Raw genomic sequence first — 25865 nt, 5'->3', positions numbered from 1 at the left:
AAACATGACGAAAAGATTACTCAGATTGAAGAATTATCTCTTTAAGTTAGACTTTAGTAGTAAAGCGTATTTTAGCCAGCGTTCAAATCTGAGTTTGTCGTTGTAATTAATAGCTTGGCTAGATATACTTTGCGCCGTATTGGTGGCATGTTTCTGTGTCGCGCAAACGAAAATTGCATTTCTTTTGTGCTTTATTAAAAGGCAATCTATCGTGAAAAAAGAAAGACCTGTTAATTTAGACTTATCAACTATCAAGCTTCCTGCCGCTGCCAAAGCATCCATACTGCATCGTATTTCCGGTGTTGCTATGCTGTTCTCTCTGGCTTTTCTAATTTGGGCTTTTGCCGTGTCACTTAGTGGCCCTGAAGGCTTTGCTCAAATCGAGAGTATCATGACCAGCTTTATCGCTAAATTTATTGGCTGGGGTATTTTGACAGCGCTAGGATTTCACTTAATCATTGGTCTGCGTCACTTAGTAATGGACATGGGCTACTGGGAAGAACTCGATTCCGGAAGAATCAGCGCAATTATCTCGATTGCTCTTTCTGTGATCTTTTCCGTATTAGTAGGAGTTTGGCTATGGTAACAGCAGCAGCTACTTTTGGTCGTAGCGGTTCTCATGACTTTATTTTATTGAGAGCCAGCGCGATTGTAATGGTTCTATATTCACTGTTCATGGCTGGGTTCTTCCTTTCTACGCCAGATGTAACTTATCAAGTGTGGAGTGGGTTGTTTGCCAACATTTGGATGAAAGTATTCACTATGCTGGCCTTGTCCTCTGTGTTAATTCACGGCTGGATTGGCATTTGGCAAGTATCAACAGACTACGTGAAAGCGTCCGGTCTCAGAGCTTTTATCCAACTGGTTTTCAGCGTTGGTCTGATCGCTGTTTGGCTCACTGGCTTATTCGTACTGTGGGGTGTTTAAGTGACTGTTAAAACTTTAGAATATGATGCAGTGGTGATTGGTGCTGGCGGTGCCGGCATGCGAGCAGCGCTGCAAATTTCCCAAGAGGGATTGAGCTGCGCGTTGATGTCCAAAGTGTTTCCAACACGCTCTCACACAGTTTCTGCTCAAGGTGGTATTACCGTAGCACTAGGTAATGCGCATGAAGATAACTGGGAATGGCACATGTTCGATACCGTTAAAGGTTCGGACTATATTGGTGACCAGGACGCTATCGAATACATGTGTAAAGCTGGCCCTGAAGCTATTTTAGAAATGGAAAACTTAGGGTTACCATTCTCGCGTTTTGAAAACGGCAAAGTTTATCAACGTCCATTTGGTGGGCAGTCGAAAAACTTTGGTGGCGAGCAGGCAGCTCGTACTGCCGCTGCAGCTGACCGTACTGGTCACGCTTTGCTGCATTTGCTTTATCAGCAAAACGTGAAGAAAAAAACCACCGTATTCTCTGAGTGGTATGCACTGGATATCGTTAAGAACCAAGACGGTGAAGTTTGTGGTGTAACTACCATGGATATCGAAAGCGGCGAAGTTTACTTTGTTAAAGCTAAGGCCGTTGTTCTTGCTACCGGCGGTGCGGGTCGTATTTATTCTTCCACCACTAATGCACACATCAATACTGGTGACGGTATCGGTATGGCGTTACGTGCTGGCGTTCCAGTACAAGATATGGAAATGTGGCAGTTCCACCCAACCGGTATTGCCGGAGCGGGCTCGCTTGTTACAGAAGGTTGTCGTGGTGAAGGCGGTTACCTGCTGAACAAAGACGGCGAACGCTTTATGGAGCGTTATGCACCAAACGCGAAAGATTTGGCGTCTCGTGACGTTGTCTCCCGCGCTATGATGACTGAAATCCGTGAAGGACGTGGTTGTGAAGGCCCATGGGGTACGCACCTTAAACTGAAATTGGATCACCTGGGTAAAGAAACCCTGGAAAGTCGTTTGCCGGGTGTTTGTGACTTATCACGCACATTCGCTCACGTTGATCCGGTGAAAGAGCCTATTCCGGTTATTCCTACCTGTCACTACATGATGGGCGGTATTCCGACGGACGTTAACGGACAAGTGTTGTCTGTAGACGACAATGGTCAGACATCTCACGTTAAAGGCCTGTTTGCTTGTGGTGAAATTGCTTGTGTATCCGTACACGGTGCGAACCGCTTAGGTGGTAACTCACTGCTTGATCTGGTGGTATTTGGCCGTTCAACCGGTATGCACCTGGGTGAAACTCTTGCGGCTAACGTAGAAGCCAGAGAAGCAAGTAGCGACGACATTGACGCTGCACTAGCGCGTTATAATCGTTGGGAAAACACTCAAAAAGGTGAAGATCCAGCACAAATTAAGAAAGACCTGCAACAGTGCATGCAACTTAATTTCTCGGTTTTCCGCGAAGGCGATTCAATGAAAGAAGGGCTTGCTGAGCTGCGCGAAATTCGCGAACGCCTGAAAAATGCCCGTCTTGATGACACTTCTAAAGAGTTTAATACTCAGCGCGTCGAGTGCCTTGAGTTAGATAACTTGATGGAAACCGCTTACTCAACTGCAGTTGCTGCTAGCTTCCGTACAGAAAGCCGCGGTGCTCACAGCCGTGCAGACTACCCGGATCGTGATGATGAGAAGTGGTTAGTACACACTGTTTATCGTCCTGAAAAGGAAGATATGGTGACGCGGGAGGTCAACATGGCACCTAAACTGCGTGAAGCTTTCCCTCCGAAAGCTCGTACCTACTAAGTTGGAGGGTAATATGAAAAAGTACACATTTTCAATTTATCGTTACAATCCTGATGTCGACAACGCGCCTCACATGAAAGAGTACACGTTGGAGATGGAAGACAGTCAGGATTTGATGGTGCTAGAAGCACTGATCAAATTGAAAGAACAAGATCCATCGCTGGCGTTCCGCCGCTCGTGCCGTGAAGGTGTTTGTGGCTCCGATGGTATGAATATTAACGGTAAAAATGGTTTGGCATGTATCACTCACTTGTCTTCTTTGAAATCAGACAAAATTGTGATTCGTCCGCTACCAGGCTTGCCGGTCATTCGTGATTTGATTGTTGATATGAGCCAGTTCTATCAACAGTACGAGAAAATCAAACCGTACCTTATTAACGATGACAAAACGCCACCAGCGCGTGAACGACTGCAGTCGCCGGAAGACCGTGCTAAGCTTGATGGTCTTTACGAATGTATTTTATGTGCATGTTGTTCAACATCATGCCCGTCGTTCTGGTGGAACCCAGATAAATTTGTTGGGCCAGCTGGTCTGCTGCACGCTTATCGTTTCTTAATTGATAGCCGTGACACAGCAACGGACGAGCGTTTGGACGAACTTGATGATGCCTTTAGTGTATTTCGTTGTCACGGAATCATGAACTGCGTTAACGTATGTCCAAAAGGGTTGAATCCAACAAAGGCTATTGGACACATCAAATCGATGCTTTTGAGTCGCGCTGTTTAACTCGTTAAATTATCGCGCCAATTTGAACGGTTGATGTTGTGGATGGCCATCCCACAAAGGATGGCTATTTTTTTATAAAAACGGTTTATCTATTCAGGTGAAGGAAACGCAATGCAAGATGGTGTAATGCGTGAATGGTTAGAAACATCGCATCTAGCCGGTGGTAACGTTGCCTACATTGAACAAATGTTTGAGGCGTATCTGGATGATCCGACGGCAGTCAGTGATGAATGGCGTCAAATGTTCGATGCGTTGCCGAAGGATAATCACATTGTTGATACTAAACTCAGCGATGTCCGGGAGCAGTTTCGCCAGGCCGCTAAGAATAAGCTCAAGCAATCTCAAACAGGCAGCACGACTGCCGCAGATCAGAAGCAAGTTAAAGTTTTACAGCTCATCAATGCTTACCGATTCCGCGGCCATCAGCACGCCAACCTTGATCCTCTTGGTTTATGGAAACAGGAAACCGTTCCAGACCTTTCATTAAACTTCCACGATTTAAGCAAAGACGACTTAGAACGCGAGTTTAATGTCGGCTCTTTAGCTGTTGGCAAAGACACAATGAAGCTGAGTGATATTCACGAAGCGCTGGAAAATATTTATTGTGGCTCTATTGGTGCCGAATACATGCACATTGTTTCAACCGAAGAAAAACGCTGGATTCAGCAACGGTTGGAAGGTGTCCTTGGAAAGCCCAAGTTTGAAAAAGAACAGCAGACTAAAATTTTAAAAGAACTGATAGCCGCTGACGGGCTGGAAAAGTATCTTGGGTCAAAATTCCCGGGAGCAAAGCGCTTTTCATTAGAAGGCGGTGACAGTCTGGTTCCGTTGTTAAAAGAACTCATTTCACGCTCTGGTGAGCAAGGTGCCAAAGAAGTAGTGATTGGTATGGCTCACCGTGGTCGTTTGAACGTTTTAGTCAACGTTCTGGGTAAAAAGCCACAAGACTTATTCGACGAGTTTGCCGGTAAGCATGACAGCAGTAAGGGATCGGGTGATGTTAAGTATCACATGGGCTTCTCTTCTGACTATGCAACGCCGGGCGGCGACGTCCACCTTGCTTTGGCATTTAACCCGTCGCACCTTGAAATTGTAAACCCGGTTGTTATGGGTTCGGTTCGTGCACGCATGGATCGCCTGAAAGACCCTGAAGGAAAGAAAGTACTGCCAATTACCATTCATGGTGATGCAGCTGTTGCTGGTCAGGGTGTGGTACAAGAAACGTTCAATATGTCGCAGACACGTGCTTACCGTGTAGGCGGCTCTATCCGTATAGTGGTGAATAACCAGGTTGGTTTCACTACATCTAAACAGGAAGATGCGCGTTCTACTCAGTATTGTACTGACATTGCCAAAATGGTGCAGGCGCCAATTTTCCACGTTAATGCGGATGACCCTGAAGCCGTTGTTTTTGTCACTCAGTTAGCGCTTGATTACCGTAATGCATTCCAGCGCGACGTGGTTATTGATTTGGTTTGTTATCGTCGTCATGGACATAACGAAGCCGATGAACCAAGTGCAACACAACCGCTGATGTACGCAAAAGTTAAAAAACAGCCGGTTGCCCGCGAGCTTTATGGCAAGCGCTTGATAGAGAAATCGATAGTTGATGAAGACACGGCTAAGCAGTGGATGTCTGACTATCGTGATGCGTTAGATAAAGGCGAAGTGGTGGTTGATGAACACCGTCCTATGCGTCAGCACTCTGTTGACTGGTCTCCTTATATAGGTAATGACTGGGACGTTGAGTACGACTACAAAGTTTCGACAGACAAGCTAAAAGACTTGGGTGAAAAAATCACTCAGTATCCGGAAGAAGACAAGCTGAATTCCCGCGTTGAAAAAGTTTATCAAGAACGTCTGAAAATGGCGAAAGGCGATAAACCAATGGACTGGGGCTTTGCTGAAACTTTAGCTTATGCCACCTTAGTTAACGACGGCACTCATATTCGTTTGACCGGTCAGGACAGCGGCCGTGGTACCTTCTTCCACCGCCACGCGGTTTTGCATAACCAAAAAGATGGTTCAACTTATATGCCACTGAACAACTTAGGTTCAGATCAGGGGCAAATTGAAATTTACGACTCGGTTTTATCAGAAGCCGCGGTTGTGGCCTTCGAATACGGTTACGCTACGGCTGAACCGCAGTCTCTGGTTATGTGGGAAGCCCAATTTGGTGATTTCGTTAACGGCGCCCAGGTTGTTATTGATCAGTTCTTAAGTTCTGGCGAGCAGAAATGGGGACGTTTATGCGGTTTAACATTGTTATTGCCCCACGGTTACGAAGGGCAGGGCCCTGAGCACAGTTCAGCCCGTCTTGAGCGTTTCCTGCAATTATCAGCTGATCACAACTGGTCAGTCTGCGTACCGACAACGCCTGCACAGGTTTTCCATATGATACGTCGTCAGCACTTGCGTCCGGTTCGCCGTCCGTTAGTTGTTATGACACCGAAATCATTGTTACGTCATCCGTTGGCGGTTTCAGAAATGGATGATTTAGCGGATCTCGGATTCCAGAACGCGATTGGTGAAATCGATGATCTGAATCCGAAAAAAGTAAAACGCGTGGTATTTTGCTCAGGTAAAGTCTACTACGATTTACTGAAAGAACGCCGCGAGCGTGAACAAGAAGATGTTGCCATTATTCGTATCGAACAGCTGTATCCGTTCCCTGCGGAAGAAGTGGCAGAAATTATGAAAGATTATCAGCACGTTAAAGATTTTGTCTGGTGTCAGGAAGAGCCTCAGAACCAGGGTGCATGGTATAGCAGCCAACATCACTTCTGGGCCGCAATTCCGAAAGGAGCTCAGTTGTCTTATCGTGGTCGTAGTGCGTCAGCCGCACCGGCGGTCGGATACATTTCAGAGCACAACAAGCAGCAGCAAAACCTTGTTGACGAAGCGCTAACCATTAAATAGGTGAAGATGAACCATGGCGATTGATATTAAAGTTCCTCAATTACCCGAGTCTGTTGCAGATGCAACAATTGCAACATGGCACGTAAAACCTGGCGATAAAGTGTCTCGCGACCAGAATCTGGTTGACATCGAAACCGACAAGGTAGTGCTTGAAGTGGTTGCGGAGGCAGACGGTGTTTTGGGCGAAATTACTGCCGAAGAAGGCACTACCGTAACGGCTGAAGAAGTAATCGGAAAAATTGAAGAAGGCGACGGCGCGTCGGCATCTGACGATAAATCAGACGATAAAGACTCAGGCGACGACAAGAAGTCAGAGAAAAAAGAATCTGATTCTTCAGAAGACAAAGGCTCTGACAAAAAAGGTTCTGGCGAGAAGATGGAAGTTAAAGTTCCTCAACTACCAGAATCAGTCTCTGATGCGACCGTTTCGACCTGGCACGTTAAAGCCGGTGATGCGGTAAAACGTGACCAGAACCTGGTTGATATTGAAACCGATAAAGTGGTTCTGGAAGTGGTTGCTCCGGCTGATGGCGTTTTAGCTGAAATTAAGCACGAAGAAGGCGCGACAGTCGGTGCCGATGACGTTATCGGTATTGTAGAAGCTGGTGGGTCTGCCGGCGGTAGTTCAAGCAAGTCTGAAGAGAGCAAATCTGAATCTTCTTCAGAAAGCAAAGAAGATGACGGTGACAACGAAGTAGCGGGTCCTGCAGTTCGTCGTTTACTTGGTGAACACGGCCTTAAGCCAAGTGACGTTAAAGGCACTGGTAAAGGCGGTCGCGTCACTAAAGAAGACGTTGAAAAACACGTGAAAGGTCAGTCTTCGTCTAAATCGTCTGACAGCAGTAAACAGCAGTCTTCACAGCCTGCCGTTTCAGGTGACCGTGAGCAGAAGCGTGTACCTATGACACGTCTGCGCAAGCGTATTGCTGAGCGTCTGTTGCAAGCTAAGAACGACACGGCCATGTTGACCACGTTTAACGAAATCAACATGAAGCCTATTATGGACCTGCGTAAGAAATACAAAGACGTATTTGAAGAAACGCACGGTACGCGTCTTGGTTTCATGGGCTTCTACGTAAAGGCAGTAACTGAAGCACTGAAACGTTTCCCAGACGTCAACGCATCCATTGATGGCGACGATATTGTTTACCACAATTTCTTCGATATCAGCATCGCGGTATCAACGCCTCGTGGTCTGGTAACTCCAGTTCTTCGTGACACTGACCGTTTAAGCATTGCGGATATGGAAAACGGTATTCGTGACCTGGCTATCAAAGGCCGTGACGGTAAGTTGACTATGGATGAAATGCAGGGTGGTAACTTCACCATTACTAACGGTGGTGTATTTGGTTCACTGCTTTCAACGCCAATTTTGAACCCACCACAAAGCGCTATTCTGGGTATGCATAAAATCCAGGAGCGGGCGATGGTGGTAGACGGTAAGATTGAAATTTTACCGATGATGTACCTGGCTCTTTCTTATGACCATCGAATTATTGATGGCAAACAATCGGTAGGTTTCCTGGTTACCGTGAAAGAGTTATTAGAAGATCCTCAACGTCTTATCCTGGATATCTAAAGACGCTGAGAACCAGCCGCAACGCTATTTTGGCTTGCGGCTGTAAATTATGCGCCGAGCAGGTTAAAATTCGGCGCGGTATTCGGGTAGGCAGCATTTCGCTGCTTAAGTTGTTTCAACGAATCGGAAGAGCATCATGAATTTGCATGAGTATCAGGGTAAACAACTCTTTAAAGAGTTTGGTTTGCCAGTATCTGAAGGTTATGCCTGCGACACTGCTGATGAAGCGGTAGAAGCGGCAAAACGTATTGGTGGCGACATTTGGGTTGTCAAATGTCAGGTTCACGCTGGTGGCCGCGGTAAAGCGGGTGGCGTGAAATTAGTGAAAAGTTTAGACGACGTTCGCGCATTCGCTGAGCAGTGGTTAGGTAAAAACTTAGTAACTTTCCAGACCGACGAGAAAGGTCAGCCGGTTGCTAAGATTTTAGTTGAAAGCTGCACTGACATTGCAGACGAGCTTTACTTAGGTGCAGTTGTTGACCGTGCTTCACGCAAAATCGTGTTCATGGCATCAACCGAAGGCGGCGTAGAAATTGAAACCGTTGCTGAAGAAACACCTGAGAAAATCTTGAAAGCTGAAATTGACCCTACGGTTGGCGCGCAGCCATACCAAGGTCGCGAGCTAGGCTTTAAACTGGGTCTGACTCCAGACCAGGTTAAGCAGTTCACTAAGGTCTTCATGGGCCTGGCGAAAATGTTCGAACAGTACGACTTAGCACTGTTAGAAATTAACCCATTGGTTATTACTGACGAAGGTAACGTTCACTGCCTGGATGCGAAAGTTGGCATCGACAGCAACGCATTGTACCGTCAGCCTAAAATCCGTGAAATGCACGATCCGTCACAAGACGACGCGCGTGAAGCAGAAGCTGCTAAATGGGAACTGAACTATGTAGCACTAGACGGCAACATTGGTTGCATGGTTAACGGTGCTGGTTTGGCGATGGGTACTATGGACATCGTTAAACTGAGTGGCGGCGAACCAGCTAACTTCCTTGATGTTGGTGGCGGCGCGACAAAAGAACGTGTTTCTGAAGCGTTTAAAATTATCCTGTCAGACAGCTCTGTTAAAGCCGTATTGGTTAACATCTTTGGCGGTATCGTACGTTGCGATATGATTGCTGAAGGTATCATGGGCGCTGTTGAAGAAGTTGGCGTTAAAGTACCGGTTGTTGTCCGCTTAGAGGGTAATAACGCGGAGCTGGGTAGAGAAAAACTGAAAGAAAGTGGCCTGAACATTATCGCTGCAGAGAGCTTATCTGATGCTGCTGATAAAGTTGTTGCTGCGGCAGGAGGTCAATAATGAGCATTTTGATCGATAAAAATACCAAAGTTATCTGCCAGGGCTTTACTGGTGGTCAGGGGACTTTCCACTCTGAACAAGCTATTGCTTATGGTACGCAAATGGTTGGCGGTGTTACACCTGGTAAAGGTGGTCAAGAGCACTTAGGTCTGCCTGTATTCAATACTGTAAGAGAAGCTGTAGAAGCAACTGGTGCAACGGCTTCAGTTATCTACGTACCAGCGCCTTTTTGTAAAGACTCAATCATCGAAGCAGCAGACGCTGGTATCGAACTGATTGTTTGTATTACTGAAGGTATTCCTACATTGGATATGCTGTACGTTAAAGAATATCTGACGCACAAAAATGTGCGTATGATCGGTCCAAACTGCCCAGGCGTTATCACTCCTGACGAGTGCAAGATCGGTATCATGCCTGGCCACATCCACAAGAAAGGTAAAGTGGGTATTGTGTCACGTTCAGGTACATTAACGTACGAAGCGGTTAAGCAGACTACTGACGCTGGTTTTGGTCAGTCTAGCTGTGTTGGTATCGGTGGCGACCCTATCCCGGGTTCTAACTTCATCGATATTCTGGAACTGTTCGAGAAAGATCCAGAAACCGAAGCTATCGTAATGATCGGTGAGATCGGCGGAACAGCAGAAGAAGAAGCGGCAGAGTACATTAAAAACAATGTATCTAAGCCGGTTGTTTCTTACATTGCTGGTGTTACTGCTCCTCCGGGCAAACGTATGGGCCACGCTGGTGCCATCATTGCCGGCGGTAAAGGTACTGCTGACGAGAAATTTGCTGCACTTGAAGCAGCAGGCGTTAAAACTGTACGCAGCCTGGCCGATATCGGCAAAGCTGTAGCGGAGAAAACTGGCTGGTAATAACTTAGCCAACGCTTAAACAAAACCCGGCCTTCGAGCCGGGTTTTTTGTTGCTGGCTTTGAGGGAATAAGGACTCGGCCTCACGGAGACGCTACGAGCACGTCCGTGTGCGCTTGTCTCAGCGACAAACAAACTAATCTTTTTTAAAATTATCTAAAAAGTTGATCTAATCAGTCAATTAATTGGTAAGTATAAAGTGCAGTACGAATTTTTCTCAAGATTTAGGAGGAAATATGTTACGCACAACACTTATAGCATCAGCTATTGCAGCTGCATTTTCTGTACAAGCACAAAACTTCGAGCAAAAACCAGATCAAACCTGGGTCTCAATATCAGGTGAAGTTGCAACTGCTTCTCCGGAGTCATTCACTCTGGATTACGGTGACGGCTATATCACAGTCGAAATGGATGACTGGGATTGGTATGTTAACGAAGGTTCAGCTCTTTTGAGTGGTGATAATGTTACCGTCTATGGTGAGGTTGACAATGACTTTGCTGAAGACGCTAAAATAGAAGCTTCCAGCGTGTATGTAGAAAATCTCGATAGCTACTTTTATGCAAGTGCTACGGACGAAGAGTCGGGCGAGATTAACGCGAGTCTCGACGTTATTGCCATGGACACTATGAGTCCTGTAGATATCAATGGCACCGTGACATCGGTGGATGATAGTGCGGATGAATTTACTATCGATAATGGTATTCAGAAAGTCACAGTTGATGTATCTCAGATGTCGACCAACCTTCTTGATAATGTTGGTTTTCAGCAAATTGAAAAAGATGATTATGTTTCGGTATCTGGCGAGTTTAGTGACGATATTACAGGCGATATACAAGTGACTGCGAAGCGAGTTACTACAGCTGAAATTTTTTAAAAACTGATACTGAATTACGAAAGGGAGGGTTACCTCCCTTTTTTGTTTTTAAACTAACACTGAATTGAATAAGAGAGCGGGCATAAAAAAGCTAAAGGAAAGAGCCATTGAGCCCGTAAGGGCAAGCGCTGCGCAGCAGAATGTTGCCTGGGTAATAAACACAGATGGTTTGGTCGATGCGCTTTGCGTGAACGACAAATAAGCTGTAAAGAGTTTAGCTTCTAGTTCGCTGTATTTAGTCTGAAGCCATAGCAACGTGGGTTTGAGGTATAAAAGTAAAAATGCGAAAGCGACTTCAATGCCACCAAACTGAACCAGCATGGCAAACTCGGGAGCCAGCAGTGCTAAAGCCATTAGAACAACGCCAGCTACCGCCTTTTGTAAAAAGGTTAAATCTTCCCACTTTTTCTTCATAAAATCCCTTTAATAAACAGCCTACTATGGCTGGAATCCTTATCTGATGATTATTTCAAGTTACACTAAACTTTGTTCGTTGTACAGATAGCGACCATTTGTAGTTTTGGTGTTAAGGAATAAGTTTACTCTGAGTAGTTAGAGTTTTTGGTTTTAAGCTGTTCAAGCTGCGGCGAAATTGACGTGGAAGTATTGCTGTATTCGTCGAAGACAACGGTGGTGTAGATGAGTGCTACAACGCTTAGTACAAGCGATAAACTGCCGGTAATTCCCAGCCATTTGGCGGTGTTTGGGTCGCGTTTTTGAGTCCGTAAATAGTGCATTCTCATTCCTCCTGCAACTAATGCCACTAGCATGAGTCCGAAGAAGGCGTAAATAAGTTTTACGGTCAGTCCGGAGAAGTCACCAAAGTGGAGTGGGTCGGCTGTATCGGAAATTCTGGCGACAAGACCTAAATTGCCGGCGTACTGAGTTCCTGCAACCTCTCCGGTAACCGGGTCAAGATATACTCGGTTAGCGCGGTCACGCACCAGTATTGAACCATTTTGTCCGGTAAAGGACATGGGCTGGTTGTATTGGTGCGGATAGTAGAATCGGGTAATGTCCATATCTGGTCGGGCGGCTTGCGCAATACTAACGAGTTCAGTGAGTGAACGCGCGGGCTGTTGCTGTTGCGCTTCGGTATGCTCAACTGTTGGTGCTGCCGGGTAATGTTCAATGTCAAAATTGAACATCATATGTTCGGCTAAATACCATATTCCCGTAATTGTAATAGTAGCGATGAACCACCAACTCCAAAGCCCCATCCATTTGTGCCAAGAGGACCACTCCGTTCGTTTTTTCCAACTGAGCTTACCGGGTTTCGCGAGAAATCCGCGCCACCATTTTCGGTAAACATAAAAGCTGGAAACAAGAGAAATAAGAAGCAGGAGGCTGGTGAGGGTGACAATGTATTTACCGACGCCCCCCATAGACAAATACATGTGAATGTCGCGCAAATAGCGTGATACTTGTCCCCAACCACCTTCACCCAGTAACTTTCCGCTGGCTGCATCGAAATAAACAAAGCGAAAGCCATTTGGGGTCATTAAACGGACTTCGCCGGAGAGGTAGTCTTGCGAGTGCACCTGCGCCCCTAAAATATGGCTCTCAGGGTAGTTTTCACTCAGGTTAGACTCTAGCTCTTTCCAGGCCACCGGGCCTTCACGTTCTTCTAGAGCCCGGTATTTTTCGTCACTAAGGTATTGAATTTCGTAACTCAGAGTAGCTAAAACGCCAGTGATACAAATAAGCAGCAGAAGTCCCGCAAAGGCGAAGCCAGCCCAGGAATGAAATTTGAACCACTGGCGGTTAGTCATTGAGCAAAGTCCTTAAAAACGATATTTAACCGATGCGTAAATGCGACGAGGTTCGCCCGGGAAATGTCCGGTACGGGTTAAGAAGCCGCTTGACGCATATTCCTTATCAAATAAGTTTTTGATATTAACCTGAACTAACCACTGGTCAAACTCAGTTTGCCAGCTGATATCAAACACAGTGTAGGGCTTAACTCGTTGAGCGGGGTTCGAAAAGCTTATTTGCTCACTGACGTAATCCATACCACCGCTGATAGAGGAGTTCAGTGCAGGCAAGTCATAGCGCGTCCATAAACCCATTTGGTGCATAGGAGCGTTTGCGAACTGGTCACCGACTGCGTTGGTAATACCCTGGCCAGGTACGGTTTCTACCACTTTTGCATCGTTGTATGCATAGTTAGCATTAATAACCCATTGGTCGGTAATGTCGCCCAGCACATCAATTTCAAACCCACGGCTGCGCACTTTGCCTACGTTGCCTAAAACATTGCGACCGTCTTCGCTGACTTCACCGGTTGCCTGCAAAATGTTTTCGCGGTTAATTTCGTAAACTGCGGTGCTGACGCGAATGCTGTCGTTAATCAATGACCAACGGGCGCCCAACTCCTTAATATCCGATTGTTCCGGCTCGAAAGGACCGCCAACCTCTGATTCCTGATCCCCGGCCGATTGCGGTGAGAACCCTGTACCGTATAACGCATAAGCCCGAACCCAGTCGGCAAACTCATAAGTTCCGCCAATACGGTAGGTTAAATCGCTGTCATCAAAATCTGCTGCGTTGGTCTCGTCTTCAAACTGGTCGTAACGCAGACCCAGTAACAGGTTCGCTTTCTCATTAAACGAAATTTGATCCTGCAGGTAGAAGCCGTCGCGCTGAGTTTTTGTAACTCTTGGGGTCGCATTTTCTAATGCGGTAGAGTAGGGGCCTGAGGTCAGTCCGTAAACTGGGTTATGGATCTCTAAATTGGGAACTTCGCCAGGGTTTGCGTTGTTGCCAATAAAGGTGTTGTCTGCCGTATAACTTTCGGCACCCATCAACACGGTATGTTCCAGACCGGAAATATTGAGTTCACCAATTAAGTTACCGGTAACGCTGGTGGCTTCGTTTTCACGATACTGGTTACGGAATTGACGTTGACTATAAACTGCCTCTCTAGGGTCGTCCACAGGATTTAAGTCGGCATCAAGCAGGCCGCGAGGCTCGTGATAATTCTGACGCTCGGTGTTCTCATAGTGACGAACGGTTAAATCGCCGCGCCAGTTAAGCGAGAAGTCGTGATTAATACGGGCCTGATAAACGGTAGCTTCTAATCTTTGGAAGTCGCTCGCTTCGTTATGGTTCCATTTACGGTCGGTGACAAAGTTACCGTCGTTATCAACCGGCACGCCGCGAAGGCGAGCGCCCTGGTAATCTTGCTCGTAGTCGGTTAACTGAAGAATGATCTCGCTGTCGCTTCCTACATCAAAAGCGTAACCTAAATCGAGAATTTTATTGGTTTGCTCTGTGTTATAGCGAAATGGTTTTTCGTTGTCATAATAGTAACCGACGCGGTAACGCTGAGAAGCATCTTCGGTAAGCGGACCGCTTAATTCAACAGAACCGCGTTTGTAGTCGTAATTTCCGAGCCCCAGTTCAATGGAACGCTCCGCCGTTGCTGTCGGCTTTTTTGTCACGTAGTTAATAACACCGCCGGGCTGACCGCTACCAAACATGGCGCCACTTGGGCCTTTCAATACCTGAATTTGTCCAATGTTGAACAGCTGGGGAACCGCGAATCCGTTAAAGGGGTCACCACGAACACCGTCATAAAAAATGTCATCCTGACGGAAACCGCGGAAAGTAATGGTTGAGTAACTGAATGAATTCACACCACTGATGCTGCGATACAAATCGGTTATTTGGCGGGCGGCCTGATCTTTCATGAGTTCTTCGGTCAGCACCTGAACGCTTTGTGGAATTTCTTCAATGGGCGTATTCGTGCGTGTGGCGACACTGCTTGAGTCCTGACGGTAGAGCGTTTGAGCCCGGCCTTTAACGTTAATGTGCTCTATGTTTTCTTGAGCGCTAGTTGAGTCTGATTCGTTTGTTGTTTGTGTTTCTTGTGCCAGCAGTGGTGTGCTTGTCATACCTGCCAGAGTCAGTGCGATAAAGCATTTTGTCAGTTTCATTGATACCCCCGTGAAATGTCGGAGGTTAATAATAAATGAGAATGATTTGCGTTTCAATAATGAATTTAAATAAGCTTTAAGTTTTAGTGAACAAGCTGAAATTCGTTAGAAGATCAGACAAACTCGGCTAAAGAATGGGATTTCAACCGGAACAAATCACGTTTGGGAGGTAGGCCAAATAAACGGGAATACTCACGGTTAAACTGAGCCGGTTCCTGATAGCCCACAGCGAAACCGGCCTCCGCAGCGTTACAGCCCTGTAGAAGCATTAGTTTTCTGGCTTTTATTAAGCGCAAGCGGTTGCGGTATTGTAGCGGTGAAATTCCAGTGGCGGCTTTAAAGTGAGCGTAAAAGCTGGATAAGCTCATAGCTGCTTGATTGGCTAAGTCATCCATGGTTACCTGCTGCGAAAAATTAGTTTCCAACCAGTTTATAACTTTGTAAAGCGCATAATACTTGCTGTCTTTAGCCAATTGGCTGAGTAGCACCCTGGCCGGAATCTGCTGCAAAAGACGCCAATACAGCTCTTTTTGAATAAGTGGGGCCAGAGCCCTCGCGGCGGCTTCAGATTCCAGCGAATCCAGCAATCTGCTGACAGTATCTATCATGTTCTCGTCAACGGCTCCGAGTGTCATTGCGCTGTCAGCGTTTGGAGCGGAGCCCGATAGGTCATGCTCATCTACCAGTTCGGCAATAATTGATGGGTCTATGTCAATGCGCAGGCAGAGGTAAGGTTCAGAAGGGGAAGCCTCGATGACCGCGCCTAACACGGGTAAGTTGACTGCGCCCAGAATACAATTAGCAGCGTGTGAGTAAAAAGTGGTGTGTTCCTGTCTGGTTTCCTTTTTACCTTGCAGAACAATGCATACCGAAGGCTCGTACAACACCATTTCAAGCGTGGTGGGGTTATCCGCACGAACAAGGGTTAACCAGGGTAACGGTGTTTTATGCAATCCCTCGTGACTGGCCAGAGTCATTACTTGCTTCACAGCATCTGATAGGTTACGCATGGTTTAACCCTATAAATTAAAAAAGCACGATTTTAATAATATAGAGGATTATACAAGAAATTAAGAGGTCGATGATATCGATAGCTGTGTGAACCTGAGTAGTATTTGTTCTCCATGACAAGAATATTGGAGTTCAAAATGCATAAAACATGGTTTATTACCGGCGCAAACCGGGGAATTGGATTAGAAATTACTCAAGCGGCGCTGGCCAATAATGACAGGGTGGTTGCCACCGGAAGAAACCTGGAGAAGTTAGAAGCGGCTTTAGGCCAGCCCTCAGAGCAACTGACATTTGCTGAGCTAAACGTGCAGTCACCAGAGCAAACGCAAAACGCGGTAGACGCGGCGCTTTTGAAATTTGGCCGGATAGATGTGCTGGTCAATAACGCCGGTTACGGTCAGCTTGGTCACTTCGAAACAGTATCAAGAGAGGCAATCGATAGTCAGTTTGCCACCAATGTGTTCGGTTTAATGGATGTGACCCGCGCCGTGCTGCCCACCATGCGAAAACAACGTTCGGGTCATATATTTAACCTGTCGTCTATTGGTGGTGTGCTTGGGTTTGAGTCGTCCTCTATTTACTGTGCCACAAAGTTTGCCGTTGAAGGTTTTTCTGAAAGCCTGGCACTGGAAGTCGAGCCTTTAGGCATTAGCGTGACGATTGTCGAGCCCGGCTTTTTCCGCACCGACTTTCTCGATTCCTCCTCAGTTAAATACGGCGAAAAGGCAATTGATGACTATGCGGAAGCAATTGAAAAGCTGCGTTCGCAATTCGACAGCTACAGTCATGCCCAACCCGGTGATCCGGTCAAACTGGCTGAAGTTATTGTCAAAATTGCGGGAAAAGAAAGCTACCCCTTAAGGATGGTTGCAGGATCCGATGCGCTTAAAATGTCACAGGACGTACTTAGCGCCCGGACAGATGAACTGGAAAAATGGAGAGATACTTCGGTATCTACCGACCATGAATAGCCTTAAAAGTATTGTATTAGCGACTTTGCTGGTGCTGCTAATGAATGTACCGGCGTCAGCCCAAAGCGAGAGTCTAAAAGCTCTCGTTGCCGACAAGTTTACTGTGTGGCAAGAAGGAACAGGGTCACCTTTTGAGCTTTTAGCGGACTCTATTCAATGGAGAGTTGAAGGCGAGGGACCGCAGTCGGGCACTTTCAATAAGGAGCAGTTTTTGGAAGAACTCGTTATTCCGTTCAACGCAAAGCTTGCAACTCCACTTATGCCGATAGAGTTTGAGCTTTTTCAGGATGGTAATACGGTAATAGTGCTGTTTTCTGCTGAGGCAGAATTGAAATCCGGAGGCAGTTATATAAATCGGTATGTTTGGATAATGCACTTTGTGGACGAGAAGATAGTAAAAGTGAATGCGTTTTTAAATTTACCGGCGTTTGAGCGGGTTATGGATCTTTAGGGTGTACTAATTATGGTCTTGGTAAAAAAGTTCCCTAGCCGAAGCTAGGGAACAAATTTGCACTTCCAGGGAGAGGAAAAGCAAAGACCTGTAAAAGCAAAACTTAAGAGTGTTTAAGTAATTGCGTAGTGGATCATAATGAGAATTATTACTATTTGCAAGTTTGTTTTAATATTCTGATGAGGAGTGAATACATAGATTGGAAAAACCAATATTTTGTAAAAAATAGGTTAGTGAGAAGCCTGATCAGGTTTGCTAGTGTAGAGCTAAATAATGTTCAGGGAAAGAATATGAAAACAGCTTTCTTACTCTCTATTTTATTACTCTTACCATGCGTTGCTATTGCCCAGAACCCGACAGACTTCTCGCAATACGATACTTCAGCTGAGTTTGATATCAAGTCTGGTGAGTTGAAGGTAACGACTGAGTTAACGATTCCGGTGTCGGCTTTAACGAATAATGAGGCTCGGTTGTTTCTTAATAAGAGTTTTAATATTGCTGATATTTCAGGCGAAAGCTTAAAAGAATACTCGGTTAACTCTTCGGAAAAAGTTCCGCCATGGAACGAAGTTGCTTTGGTTTTTGAGGGGGCCTCAAAAGCACACGAAATTACGCTTTCTTATACTGGTGTAATCGATAATACCGGTGGGCATGGCAACTTTATTACTGAAGACGGTATTCATCTGAGTATAGATTCTGCCTGGCACCCGTTCTATACGAATTTCGCAACACCTATGCAAGGCGAACTTGAGGTGAAGTTACCACCTGGTTGGAAGATGTACGGCCCCGGGGCGGTTACTCAGCGTGACAACCAACACAAACTAACAGGAACAAAAAACCAGGTTGATGTGTCTTTCTATACCACCTCAAGCAGCAATGAGTACAACGACGGAAGTTTCTCTGTTGTTTATGACAAAGCAAACGAAGAGAATGCGAAGTCACTTGCAGCCTTAGGTAGCGGCTGTCTGGCCGCGTTGAATCAGAAATTTGGTCAGGAAGACAAATTGGAATCAGCTACTTTAGTGATTTTAGATCGTGACGGTCCCAGCTTTGCACGCGGGAATTACTTATCGGTTAGTAGCCAACGGCTGAAGTCAAAGCAACAAAGCTATCATTATATTTGTCACGAGCTTTCTCATAACTGGACAGCACTTGGCGATGCCATGTCACATGACTATTGGATGATGGAGTCTTTTGCCGAATACATCGCTGCGGAAGAAGTTAAATCAGTGTTTGGCACTGAGGCATATGAGCAAATACTGGCTGAGTGGAAAGCACGAGCAAAAGGGCAGAGCTTTGTCTGGCGTGCTGACACTGAACAACGAGCTTCTTTCAAAGTGAATTACGGCCTTGGCCCGCTTATGTTGAAAAAGTTAAAAGACAGAATTGGTGAGGAGAAATTTGAGCAGTTACTGCATTGGTATATGACAGAACCCGTAACCGAGACTGAAAAACTTCTGCAGAATTTAGGGAAGCTGGCGAGCGATGAAGACGAAGAGTGGTTTAGGCTATTGCTGGAAGGGCATTAGGTGAAAGCGGGTTGCCAGTTAGCAACCCAAAACCGCAAGCTTACTTATTCTGACTTTCCAGTGCCTGAATTTTATTCCAGAGTTCGTCTGCTTGTTGGCTGATATGCGAACTATCGCGAATGTTTCCGTTACGTTGCATTTCCATAGCTTTTTCTTGCAGTTGCTTTAGTTCTTTGCGCATTTTCTTCGTAGGGTCTGACTTAAAAAGTCCAAACATTAATGACTGCCTTAAATTATTAAATGTATTTAGCAGTACGATAAAGTCTGGTTAAAAGTTTATTTGTCGCTTAGCGATTTGAATTTTAGACGAGTCCATATAAAGCTAGTTACCGGAACTAATACCAAAAGACAGAGGCCAAAGAATAGCCAACTGATATTAGCCGTCCAGGAATTCTTTCTTCGTTTCCTGAATTTAAATATTGTAAAACTGAGATATTTAGGTTGTTGGGGGAATGCGCTTTGGCATCTTGCCTCTGTTTTTTGATTCAATCAGATTCAGTAAACGGTTAAAACGATTTGAAGTCGCTACGGATGAGCTTACCGGCAGATGAGTAAATCGATACGTGGGTGTAAACCCTTCAGTGACAGCAAGTTTAAATTTCTCTGTTGCTCGCTCCGTCTGGTTATTGGCCATTAATACTATCCCCTCCAGAAAAGTCAGTTCAGCCCACTGGTTTCCATTAAATTTGAGTTCTGCAACTTGTTCCCCTAAGTCAGTTAATTTTGAGCTGTCCATTTTAAGTGCGGCCAGATAGACTTTCGCGGGCAGACTATATCGTCCTCCTAGTCGGGATGCCTCGGCAAACTCGTTAATCGATTCTTCAGTTTGTGTATCTATTAATAACGCCATACCCATTAGCCAATGGGCTTGCTGTGAATACTGCTCTTTTTTTATCACTTCGCGTAACAAGGAAATAGCTTCAATATGTCGCCCGCTTGCAAGAAGATACTCACTAAAAAATAACCGGGATATAAGAGAATTAGGCTCTTTATTTAACGTTTCTTTGAATTGCTCCTCGGCTGCAGAGAAACGATATGATTGCCGGTAAAGCTCTCCGAGAGAGGCGTTAGTCAATGGATTTCCGGGGTCGAGTTCAACCGCCGATGTTGCAAGCTTGTGCGCCTCGATTAGGTGACCTAATTGAATGTGTGCAAGTGAGGTATAGGCTGATACCTCTCCCCAGTTGGGTTCTATTTGACGAGCAAGATTGAATGAAGCAATTGAGTTTTCAAACTGCCCGGATAAATAGTAGGCAAGCCCAAGAGATTTGTGGCTCCATGCTAAGTTGTCATCGAGTAGCACAGCTTTTTCCGCATACTTTTTTCCAAGTTCCAACCAAGTCTCGTTCTTACCATAATGCCAATACCCTTGGAGATATGCGTCAGCCAGACCACTATAGTTTGAAGCTTCTTCAGGAGCGCTATCTATCGCATCCTGATATAAGGAAATCGCAGTGTCGTTATCTTTTTCAGTGTATTTGAAATAATACTGAGCGGCTTTGTAGCTGAGATCTTCGTTTCTTTGATTAAATGGGCTTTCGTTTTGAAGGTTAAAGATTAAGAATAAAATGGTTCCTATGGCGAGTAAACCAAGGGCTAGAAATGACACCACGGGCAAGCGGGAGATCGATCTTTTATTTGAAGAAGTAGATTGAGAGTCGGCACCATCATTATTGTTATTTCCCTCTGAACTCATGACTTTTGCGACCGGAGCAATGCATCGATACCCCATTCCGCGTTCGGCGACGATGTACTTTGGTTCAGAATAAGTATCTGATAATGATTCTCTTAAGCGGGATACTCGCTTTTTAAGGTTCTCATCAGAGACGACCCTCTCTTTCCAGACGGCTTCAATAAGCTGGTCATGGGTCACAATATTGGGAGCATTTTCAACAAGTACTTTTAGTAAGCGATAAGACAGCTCCGGTAAAGGGATATTGTCCCCGTTCTTGACTACCTTTCTGTTTAAAGTATCCAGGGTTAGGTCGTTCCCCACTTTAAAGACATCCATTATCAAACTCACTTTTTTATTTTAACTAATTGATTTTAATTGCTTTATTTAGTCGTCACTATAAGTCACCGAAAAAGACCTGCTGAGTCATGTTTCTTTTTATATATTCAGTACAGTTCCTCAACTTAGTGTAAACCTTATCTTATTTCGAACGACTTAAGGACATTTATGTACATAAAATTATTGAGCATTTCTTTCCTGCTTTTGGCGACTGCCACTGCCGGAGCGACGGAAGACAAAGCCAAAAAATTAGATGATTTTGTTGAGTCATACACCGAAAATCGGGAGTTTAACGGTTCGGTGTTGATTTCTTATGAAGGCAATGTGTTGCTGGAAAAAGGTTATGGCTATGCCAATATGGAGTGGGAAATTCCCAATTCGGTTGATACCAAATTTAGGATAGCTTCCACAACCAAGCCTTTTACAGCTGCGTTGGTTTTAAAGCTAGTCGAGGAGGGGAAGATAAAATTAAGTGACTCTATCGGTGAGTACCTGCCTGATTATCGCAGTGATACTGGCGGAAAAGTGAGTATTCATCAGTTGTTAAATCATACATCGGGAATTCCAAACGTCTTTAGTCATCCTGAGTTCAGAAATATAGAAGCAAATAACCCTTACGGGCTGGATGATTTTATCTCAAAATTTTGTAGTGGCGATCTGCAGTTCGAGCCAGGCACTCAGTTTCGTTACAGTAATGCTGGCTACACCATTTTGGGAAAAATAGTAGAGCAAGTAAGCGAATTAAGTTATCAACAGGCTTTGCAGAAGTATATTTTTGCTCCATTGAAAATGCACAACAGCGGAGATTCCTACGCCGAAGCTGTTGTTCCGAAATTAGCCGAAGGTTATGAGAGAACGTTAGCAGGATTTAAACCCGCGAAGAACATTGATATGACAGTTACGCATGCAGCTGGCTCGATTTATTCAACGGTTAGAGACTTATATCAGTTCAGCAAGGCCTTACATTTAGGTGGACTATTGAGTGAAGAGCTAAAGCAAAAAACCTTTTCAGTGTCACCTCACCGAAACTATGGTTACGGCTGGTTAATTACTGACTTACCGGAGGAAAATTTCGGTAAAAAGCTGACTCAAATACACCATCCAGGAATGATGCCCGGCTTCAATGGTGACGTGGTTCGGATTATTGAAGACGATATTACTATCATCATTCAAAATAACACTGGAGGCGCTCCACTTCGTGCTATGACTGAGGGGATCCTGAATATTATTTACAATAAGCCGGTTACTTTTGCACAAATCGGTATTGAAGATAGGCTCTATTCTACACTTCGCCAAAATGGGCTCGAAGCTGCCATTAATGCGTATATGCAATTTCAGAAATTGGACCGTGGTTTCAGTGAGCGAGGTTTGAATTCTTTTGGTTATCAATTGATGGAAGTAGGAAATAAAGAAGCGGCGATAGCTTTCTTTCAGATTAATTCTGATGAGCACCCAAACTCATCCAATGCCTATGACAGTCTCGGTGAGGCTTACCTTGCGAATAAAGAATTTAAGAAAGCATTGGTAGCTTACGAGAAAGCACTTTTACTGGATGAAGATAATCGAAATGCGGCTGAAGCTATCGTTAAGATAAAAAAATCACTATGAGCCATGGCTGACTTTTGAATCGTTTACATACTCACTGTCAAAAGAACTAATAACAATATCTTGAGTCAGATAATATTCCGTCGCTATCAAGCGAATCACACTTTAAATTATGGCAATATGAGACTGAAAAATGATAAGGAACATCACAAAATTAGCTTTAATATTTATTTCGTTGTTATTTTCCTGCATTTGAAACCGATTGCTGAAATGGGAGTTGCTGTTTTAGCCACTCAATACAGAGGTGGAATGGAGTTAACGGATGGACCGGACGAGAGTGTTGATGAGTTTGGTGGGAGCGATGTGAAAGATGTTATTAATATTGTCCGGCTAGCCTCTCAGCTGCCATACGTAGATGAAAATCAAATGCATATGATTGGGTTTAGTCGGGGTGGAATGTCGGCTTTTATATCACTCAAAGAGCTGAATAATATAAAGTCACTGACGGTGCTCGGTGCCCCTTCGGATTTATTTAAAACAATTGAAGAAAGGCCTGAAATGGAAAGGGTCTTCGATTATAGAGTACCGAATTTCACGAGCAACAGAGAGTCCGAATTAAAGAAGCGCTCCGTAGTGTATTGGCTGGATGAGCTACCTGGTGAATTACCCATCCTCATACTTCACGGAGCCAAGGATGAAAGGGTTTCTGTGGAGCAAGCAAAGATCTTAGCGGATAAGTTATCCGATATTAATCATCCCCATAAGCTGGTTATTTATGATGACTACCACGGTTTACAGTTTTCGCAAGGGCTAATGTTTAAAGAGATAAAAGCATGGATAACGGGAGAGCGCAGGGCAAAATAAAACTAGTAAACTAGCGTACAACGGCAACGGTGCTTCTTTAACAGGAGCTTGGGCTCGATGTTACCGTTGCTGCAGTAATAGCCGGCATAATGGCAGCTATCATAACTGCTGCTTCTATAGCCTGGATGGCTTCTTTTGCGGCTTTGGATATCAGTTCGCCGTTTTCTATTTGCTTAATGCGCTGCTTGCGATCTTTTAGTTCCCGCTTACTAAACACTTGTGGCAGAAGTTTTGCGCTATTGGCTAAAGCAACGGTAATAGCTATTCGCGGCTCAATATCGCTTTCATCACTCAGTACTACAGTGTGCATTTCTTGGCGTAACTGCTCTTCAGGTTCAGGGTTTACCTCTGGGTATACACGGCGCTCAAATAGCCACAAGACTTTCTCTTTTTCTGATGCCACTATCCCGTCAGCAGCAAGTGCCTGCGCTACTTTGTGTTTAAGGTCTTTAATGCCACCGAGCTTCTGTACCCAGTCTTTCAATTTACGCTGACGCTTGGCTTCCAAAATCATCGCTAAAGCTTCATCTAATAAAGAGTCACCCGTGGAGCTGTCATCAACCACTGAAACTTTTTCTTTACTGTCGTCATCAACTTTTATACGTCCAAGCATTAATAACTCGGCCGCTATTGCGCCAGCAGTTGCATATTCCACATACGCGCCATTCATAGTGCCTTTTTCCTCGCACAACGCGAGCAGCATGATTGCTTCGTAAAGCTTTAAATTGCTTGGCATTGCTGTACCTGCTTAGTGAACGTTGTGATTTAGGTTATTAATAATAAGCATTTTGTGGCTAGCCGAGCAAGGTGTATTAAGAGTCGGTACTGGGGAGCCGTTCGTGGATAGGTGTTTGAATTGCGGTTTTAATTCGTTTAATGTCAGTTACATAATGAAATTAAAATTAGCTATTGCATGAATTTGTACAATGTCACAGGTTATAGGAGAGTCAGGTGAAGGACTTATCGAGAAAGCAGTTGTTTTGGACTTTGGTTCTTCTTTGGCCGCCAATACTCTACGCTGTTGAGTTGCTTATTAGCGATATTAAATTCACTTTAATAGATTTTTTCTCTTATATTGCGTGGTCAGTGATCGGTGTTTTAGTTGGTTACTTTTTATCAACTAAAATTCTTTCTAGGTATCGGCATGTTAAGGGTATAAATTTTATTGCTTTTCCACTTTTGCTGCTGTTTGTTATTGGTATTTTAATGGCGATTCATTTCACGGAGTTAAGAGAATTAAAACCGTTTGTTAACGATGCGCTGATTTTACCATTAATTATTTCGGCAATAACATTTCATTCTGTTATTTCTAGGCAGGGAAAGACATAGAAAATGGTAGCGTGTCCACCGTATACTGCATATTTTCAGGACGTTATGTTACTGAAACATTGATAAATTTCACTTAAAGGGAAAAGTCATGCGGACTGTTACCTCCTTAATTTTGGTGTTAGTGATTGTCGGAATCTCATATAAGTATATTCCTGTTGCGCTTATATCTTTGGGTTTGAATCCTATAAGTTTGGTCTTGGTATCAATGTTAGTCGGCGTTTTGGCAGGCGCTGTTATAATTTGGTTACTTACGAGAAATAAGCTAGATAGTTAAGATGCTCGCGAGCCTACGGAGATTAAGCTGGCATGACGTTCGCACTCCTCAGTAAGGAAACACTGTGCAAAAACTAATAGGCATTTTTCTTTTCATCTTCCTGAGCGCTCAGGCAGGTGCATCATCCATGATAGAAGTGGATGGCGGTCGTATCGAATATGAGATAAAAGCAGGTGGCGACACAATTGTTCTGTTTGATGCGGGCGCGTTGTCCGGAATGGCAGGCTGGGACTCAATCTGGGATGATTTGCCAGAGGAAATCACCGCTATACGGTTTTCCCGGCTGGGTGAGGGTAACTCCGACCCCTGTACAGGACAGCGGAGTATTTCAGACTACGTGAATGAAGTTGACCAGTTGCTTACCAAGTTGAATATAGACAGACCTTTGGTTTATGTGAGTCATTCTCTTGGTGGAATAACAGCGAGAAACTTTGCTGCTAAACATAAGGGCGATGTCGCGGCATTACTTATGATTGATCCTGCAAACCCTCGCGATGTTGATATCGTTAAAGAGCTGAATCCGTCAGGTGGCCAGGATGAAATCGATGCAATTAAAAAGAACGATTACGAGATGGGCGAGGGGAAATGGTGCTTTTTGGATGTGATTTGGGATAAATCCAAGGCTGTAGGTTTTTCAGATATTGGCGATATACCTGTCACCTTAATAGCGGGTGTTAAGGTAGCGGAACAGCCATCAAACGCATTTGAGACGGCGCGAGGTCGTGAACTGTGGGGACAATATCAAAGCGAATGGGTGAATCAGTTCCCACAAGGTGAAGCTGTCCTAACAGAGAATAGCGGCCATTTTGTTCAGGTTGATGAGCCTGAACTCGTGCTGAATGAATTAGTTAAGCTTTTAGGCAAATTATGAATTTAATGTCTATGTTTCCGGGAGCAGCGTCCGTGCGATAAGCAGACATAGATTTTAAATCGTAGTACAGTTAAAGAACACGAAATCAAATCGTAAAGGACTAT

Annotated in this window: 23 protein-coding genes; 16 read left to right on the top strand and 7 right to left on the bottom strand. The window is 44.8% G+C overall.

Translation table 11 applies throughout. The features are described 5' to 3' along the window. Positions 1–211 precede the first annotated feature (211 nt). The 9 genes from sdhC to NJR55_RS11735 all read left to right on the top strand — a co-directional run bounded on the left by sdhC (position 212) and on the right by NJR55_RS11735 (position 10967). Positions 212–586: a succinate dehydrogenase, cytochrome b556 subunit gene (gene sdhC, locus NJR55_RS11775; protein ID WP_253620118.1), complete on the top strand. Its 375-nt coding sequence runs from the start codon at positions 212–214 to the stop codon at positions 584–586. Further along, positions 580–927, top strand: a complete 348-nt coding sequence (gene sdhD, locus NJR55_RS11770; RefSeq protein WP_011234749.1) for a succinate dehydrogenase, hydrophobic membrane anchor protein — start codon at positions 580–582, stop codon at positions 925–927. Before sdhC ends, sdhD begins: the two co-directional genes overlap by 7 nt. Next, positions 928–2694 (top strand): succinate dehydrogenase flavoprotein subunit, encoded by a 1767-nt coding sequence (sdhA, locus tag NJR55_RS11765; protein WP_114981215.1) that lies wholly within the window; start codon positions 928–930, stop codon positions 2692–2694. It begins immediately after the preceding gene. A gap of 13 nt (positions 2695–2707) precedes the next feature. After that, positions 2708–3421, top strand: coding sequence for a succinate dehydrogenase iron-sulfur subunit (locus NJR55_RS11760; RefSeq protein WP_253620117.1), 714 nt, complete (start codon positions 2708–2710; stop codon positions 3419–3421). 111 nt (positions 3422–3532) lie between these two features. Then, positions 3533–6340, top strand: coding sequence for a 2-oxoglutarate dehydrogenase E1 component (locus NJR55_RS11755; protein WP_253620116.1), 2808 nt, complete (start codon positions 3533–3535; stop codon positions 6338–6340). A gap of 13 nt (positions 6341–6353) precedes the next feature. Further along, entirely contained in the window at positions 6354–7919 is a 1566-nt protein-coding gene (gene odhB / locus NJR55_RS11750; protein ID WP_253620115.1) for a 2-oxoglutarate dehydrogenase complex dihydrolipoyllysine-residue succinyltransferase, read from the top strand. Between the two features lie 136 nt (positions 7920–8055). After that, a complete protein-coding gene (gene sucC, locus NJR55_RS11745) occupies positions 8056–9222 on the top strand; it encodes an ADP-forming succinate--CoA ligase subunit beta (RefSeq protein WP_253620114.1) in 1167 nt (388 codons plus the stop codon). Continuing rightward, positions 9222–10094: a succinate--CoA ligase subunit alpha gene (sucD, locus tag NJR55_RS11740; RefSeq protein ID WP_253620113.1), complete on the top strand. Its 873-nt coding sequence runs from the start codon at positions 9222–9224 to the stop codon at positions 10092–10094. The genes sucC and sucD overlap by 1 nt, the downstream gene beginning before the upstream one ends. A gap of 234 nt (positions 10095–10328) precedes the next feature. Continuing rightward, positions 10329–10967, top strand: coding sequence for a hypothetical protein (locus NJR55_RS11735; RefSeq protein ID WP_253620112.1), 639 nt, complete (start codon positions 10329–10331; stop codon positions 10965–10967). Between the two features lie 48 nt (positions 10968–11015). Here NJR55_RS11735 and NJR55_RS11730 read toward each other — a convergent pair whose 3' ends face one another. The 4 genes from NJR55_RS11730 to NJR55_RS11715 all read right to left on the bottom strand — a co-directional run bounded on the left by NJR55_RS11730 (position 11016) and on the right by NJR55_RS11715 (position 15915). Next, positions 11016–11381, bottom strand: a complete 366-nt coding sequence (locus tag NJR55_RS11730; protein ID WP_253620111.1) for a hypothetical protein — start codon at positions 11379–11381, stop codon at positions 11016–11018. A 125-nt stretch (positions 11382–11506) separates the two neighbouring features. Further along, positions 11507–12739 carry a PepSY-associated TM helix domain-containing protein gene (locus tag NJR55_RS11725; RefSeq protein WP_253620110.1) on the bottom strand — a complete coding sequence of 411 codons (1233 nt, stop codon included), beginning with the start codon at positions 12737–12739 and terminating at the stop codon, positions 11507–11509. Between the two features lie 12 nt (positions 12740–12751). After that, a complete protein-coding gene (locus NJR55_RS11720) occupies positions 12752–14905 on the bottom strand; it encodes a TonB-dependent siderophore receptor (RefSeq protein ID WP_253620109.1) in 2154 nt (717 codons plus the stop codon). A 113-nt stretch (positions 14906–15018) separates the two neighbouring features. Further along, entirely contained in the window at positions 15019–15915 is an 897-nt protein-coding gene (locus NJR55_RS11715; protein ID WP_253620108.1) for an AraC family transcriptional regulator, read from the bottom strand. Between the two features lie 138 nt (positions 15916–16053). Here NJR55_RS11715 and NJR55_RS11710 point away from each other — a divergent pair, with 138 nt between their 5' ends. From NJR55_RS11710 to NJR55_RS11700, 3 genes are all read left to right on the top strand, one after another. Next, positions 16054–16887, top strand: coding sequence for an oxidoreductase (locus tag NJR55_RS11710; protein ID WP_253620107.1), 834 nt, complete (start codon positions 16054–16056; stop codon positions 16885–16887). After that, the gene (locus NJR55_RS11705) at positions 16880–17338 is read left to right on the top strand and encodes a nuclear transport factor 2 family protein (RefSeq protein ID WP_253620106.1); all 459 of its coding nucleotides are present in this window, start codon (positions 16880–16882) and stop codon (positions 17336–17338) included. The genes NJR55_RS11710 and NJR55_RS11705 overlap by 8 nt, the downstream gene beginning before the upstream one ends. A gap of 290 nt (positions 17339–17628) precedes the next feature. Then, positions 17629–18867: a M1 family aminopeptidase gene (locus tag NJR55_RS11700; RefSeq protein ID WP_253620105.1), complete on the top strand. Its 1239-nt coding sequence runs from the start codon at positions 17629–17631 to the stop codon at positions 18865–18867. A 40-nt stretch (positions 18868–18907) separates the two neighbouring features. Here NJR55_RS11700 and NJR55_RS11695 read toward each other — a convergent pair whose 3' ends face one another. Beyond that, positions 18908–19084, bottom strand: coding sequence for a DUF6435 family protein (locus NJR55_RS11695; RefSeq protein WP_153849213.1), 177 nt, complete (start codon positions 19082–19084; stop codon positions 18908–18910). A gap of 219 nt (positions 19085–19303) precedes the next feature. Further along, positions 19304–20878, bottom strand: a complete 1575-nt coding sequence (locus NJR55_RS11690; RefSeq protein ID WP_253620104.1) for a winged helix-turn-helix transcriptional regulator — start codon at positions 20876–20878, stop codon at positions 19304–19306. A 168-nt stretch (positions 20879–21046) separates the two neighbouring features. On the opposite strand from NJR55_RS11690, the gene NJR55_RS11685 reads away from it, so the two are divergent. Together NJR55_RS11685 and NJR55_RS11680 are read left to right on the top strand one after the other, a co-directional pair. Further along, positions 21047–22486: a serine hydrolase gene (locus tag NJR55_RS11685; protein WP_253620103.1), complete on the top strand. Its 1440-nt coding sequence runs from the start codon at positions 21047–21049 to the stop codon at positions 22484–22486. Positions 22487–22546: 60 nt separating this feature from the next. Then, on the top strand, positions 22547–23287 hold the full coding sequence (locus tag NJR55_RS11680; RefSeq protein WP_253620102.1) for an alpha/beta hydrolase family protein: 741 nt from the start codon (positions 22547–22549) through the stop codon (positions 23285–23287). Between the two features lie 37 nt (positions 23288–23324). On the opposite strand, the gene NJR55_RS11675 is transcribed toward NJR55_RS11680, so the two are convergent. Continuing rightward, the gene (locus tag NJR55_RS11675; protein WP_253620101.1) at positions 23325–24023 is read right to left on the bottom strand and encodes a GOLPH3/VPS74 family protein; all 699 of its coding nucleotides are present in this window, start codon (positions 24021–24023) and stop codon (positions 23325–23327) included. Positions 24024–24238: 215 nt separating this feature from the next. Between NJR55_RS11675 and NJR55_RS11670 the strand changes: the two genes are divergently transcribed. After that, complete coding sequence (locus tag NJR55_RS11670) at positions 24239–24616, top strand: hypothetical protein (RefSeq protein ID WP_253620100.1); 378 nt, start codon at positions 24239–24241, stop codon at positions 24614–24616. 338 nt (positions 24617–24954) lie between these two features. Next, positions 24955–25761 (top strand): alpha/beta fold hydrolase, encoded by an 807-nt coding sequence (locus tag NJR55_RS11665; protein ID WP_253620099.1) that lies wholly within the window; start codon positions 24955–24957, stop codon positions 25759–25761. The last annotated feature ends 104 nt before the right edge of the window (positions 25762–25865 follow it).

It is taken from the genome of Idiomarina rhizosphaerae (assembly GCF_024159085.1).
Lineage (GTDB): Bacteria > Pseudomonadota > Gammaproteobacteria > Enterobacterales > Alteromonadaceae > Idiomarina > Idiomarina rhizosphaerae.
This window is presented reverse-complemented; position numbering and strand designations above follow the sequence as displayed.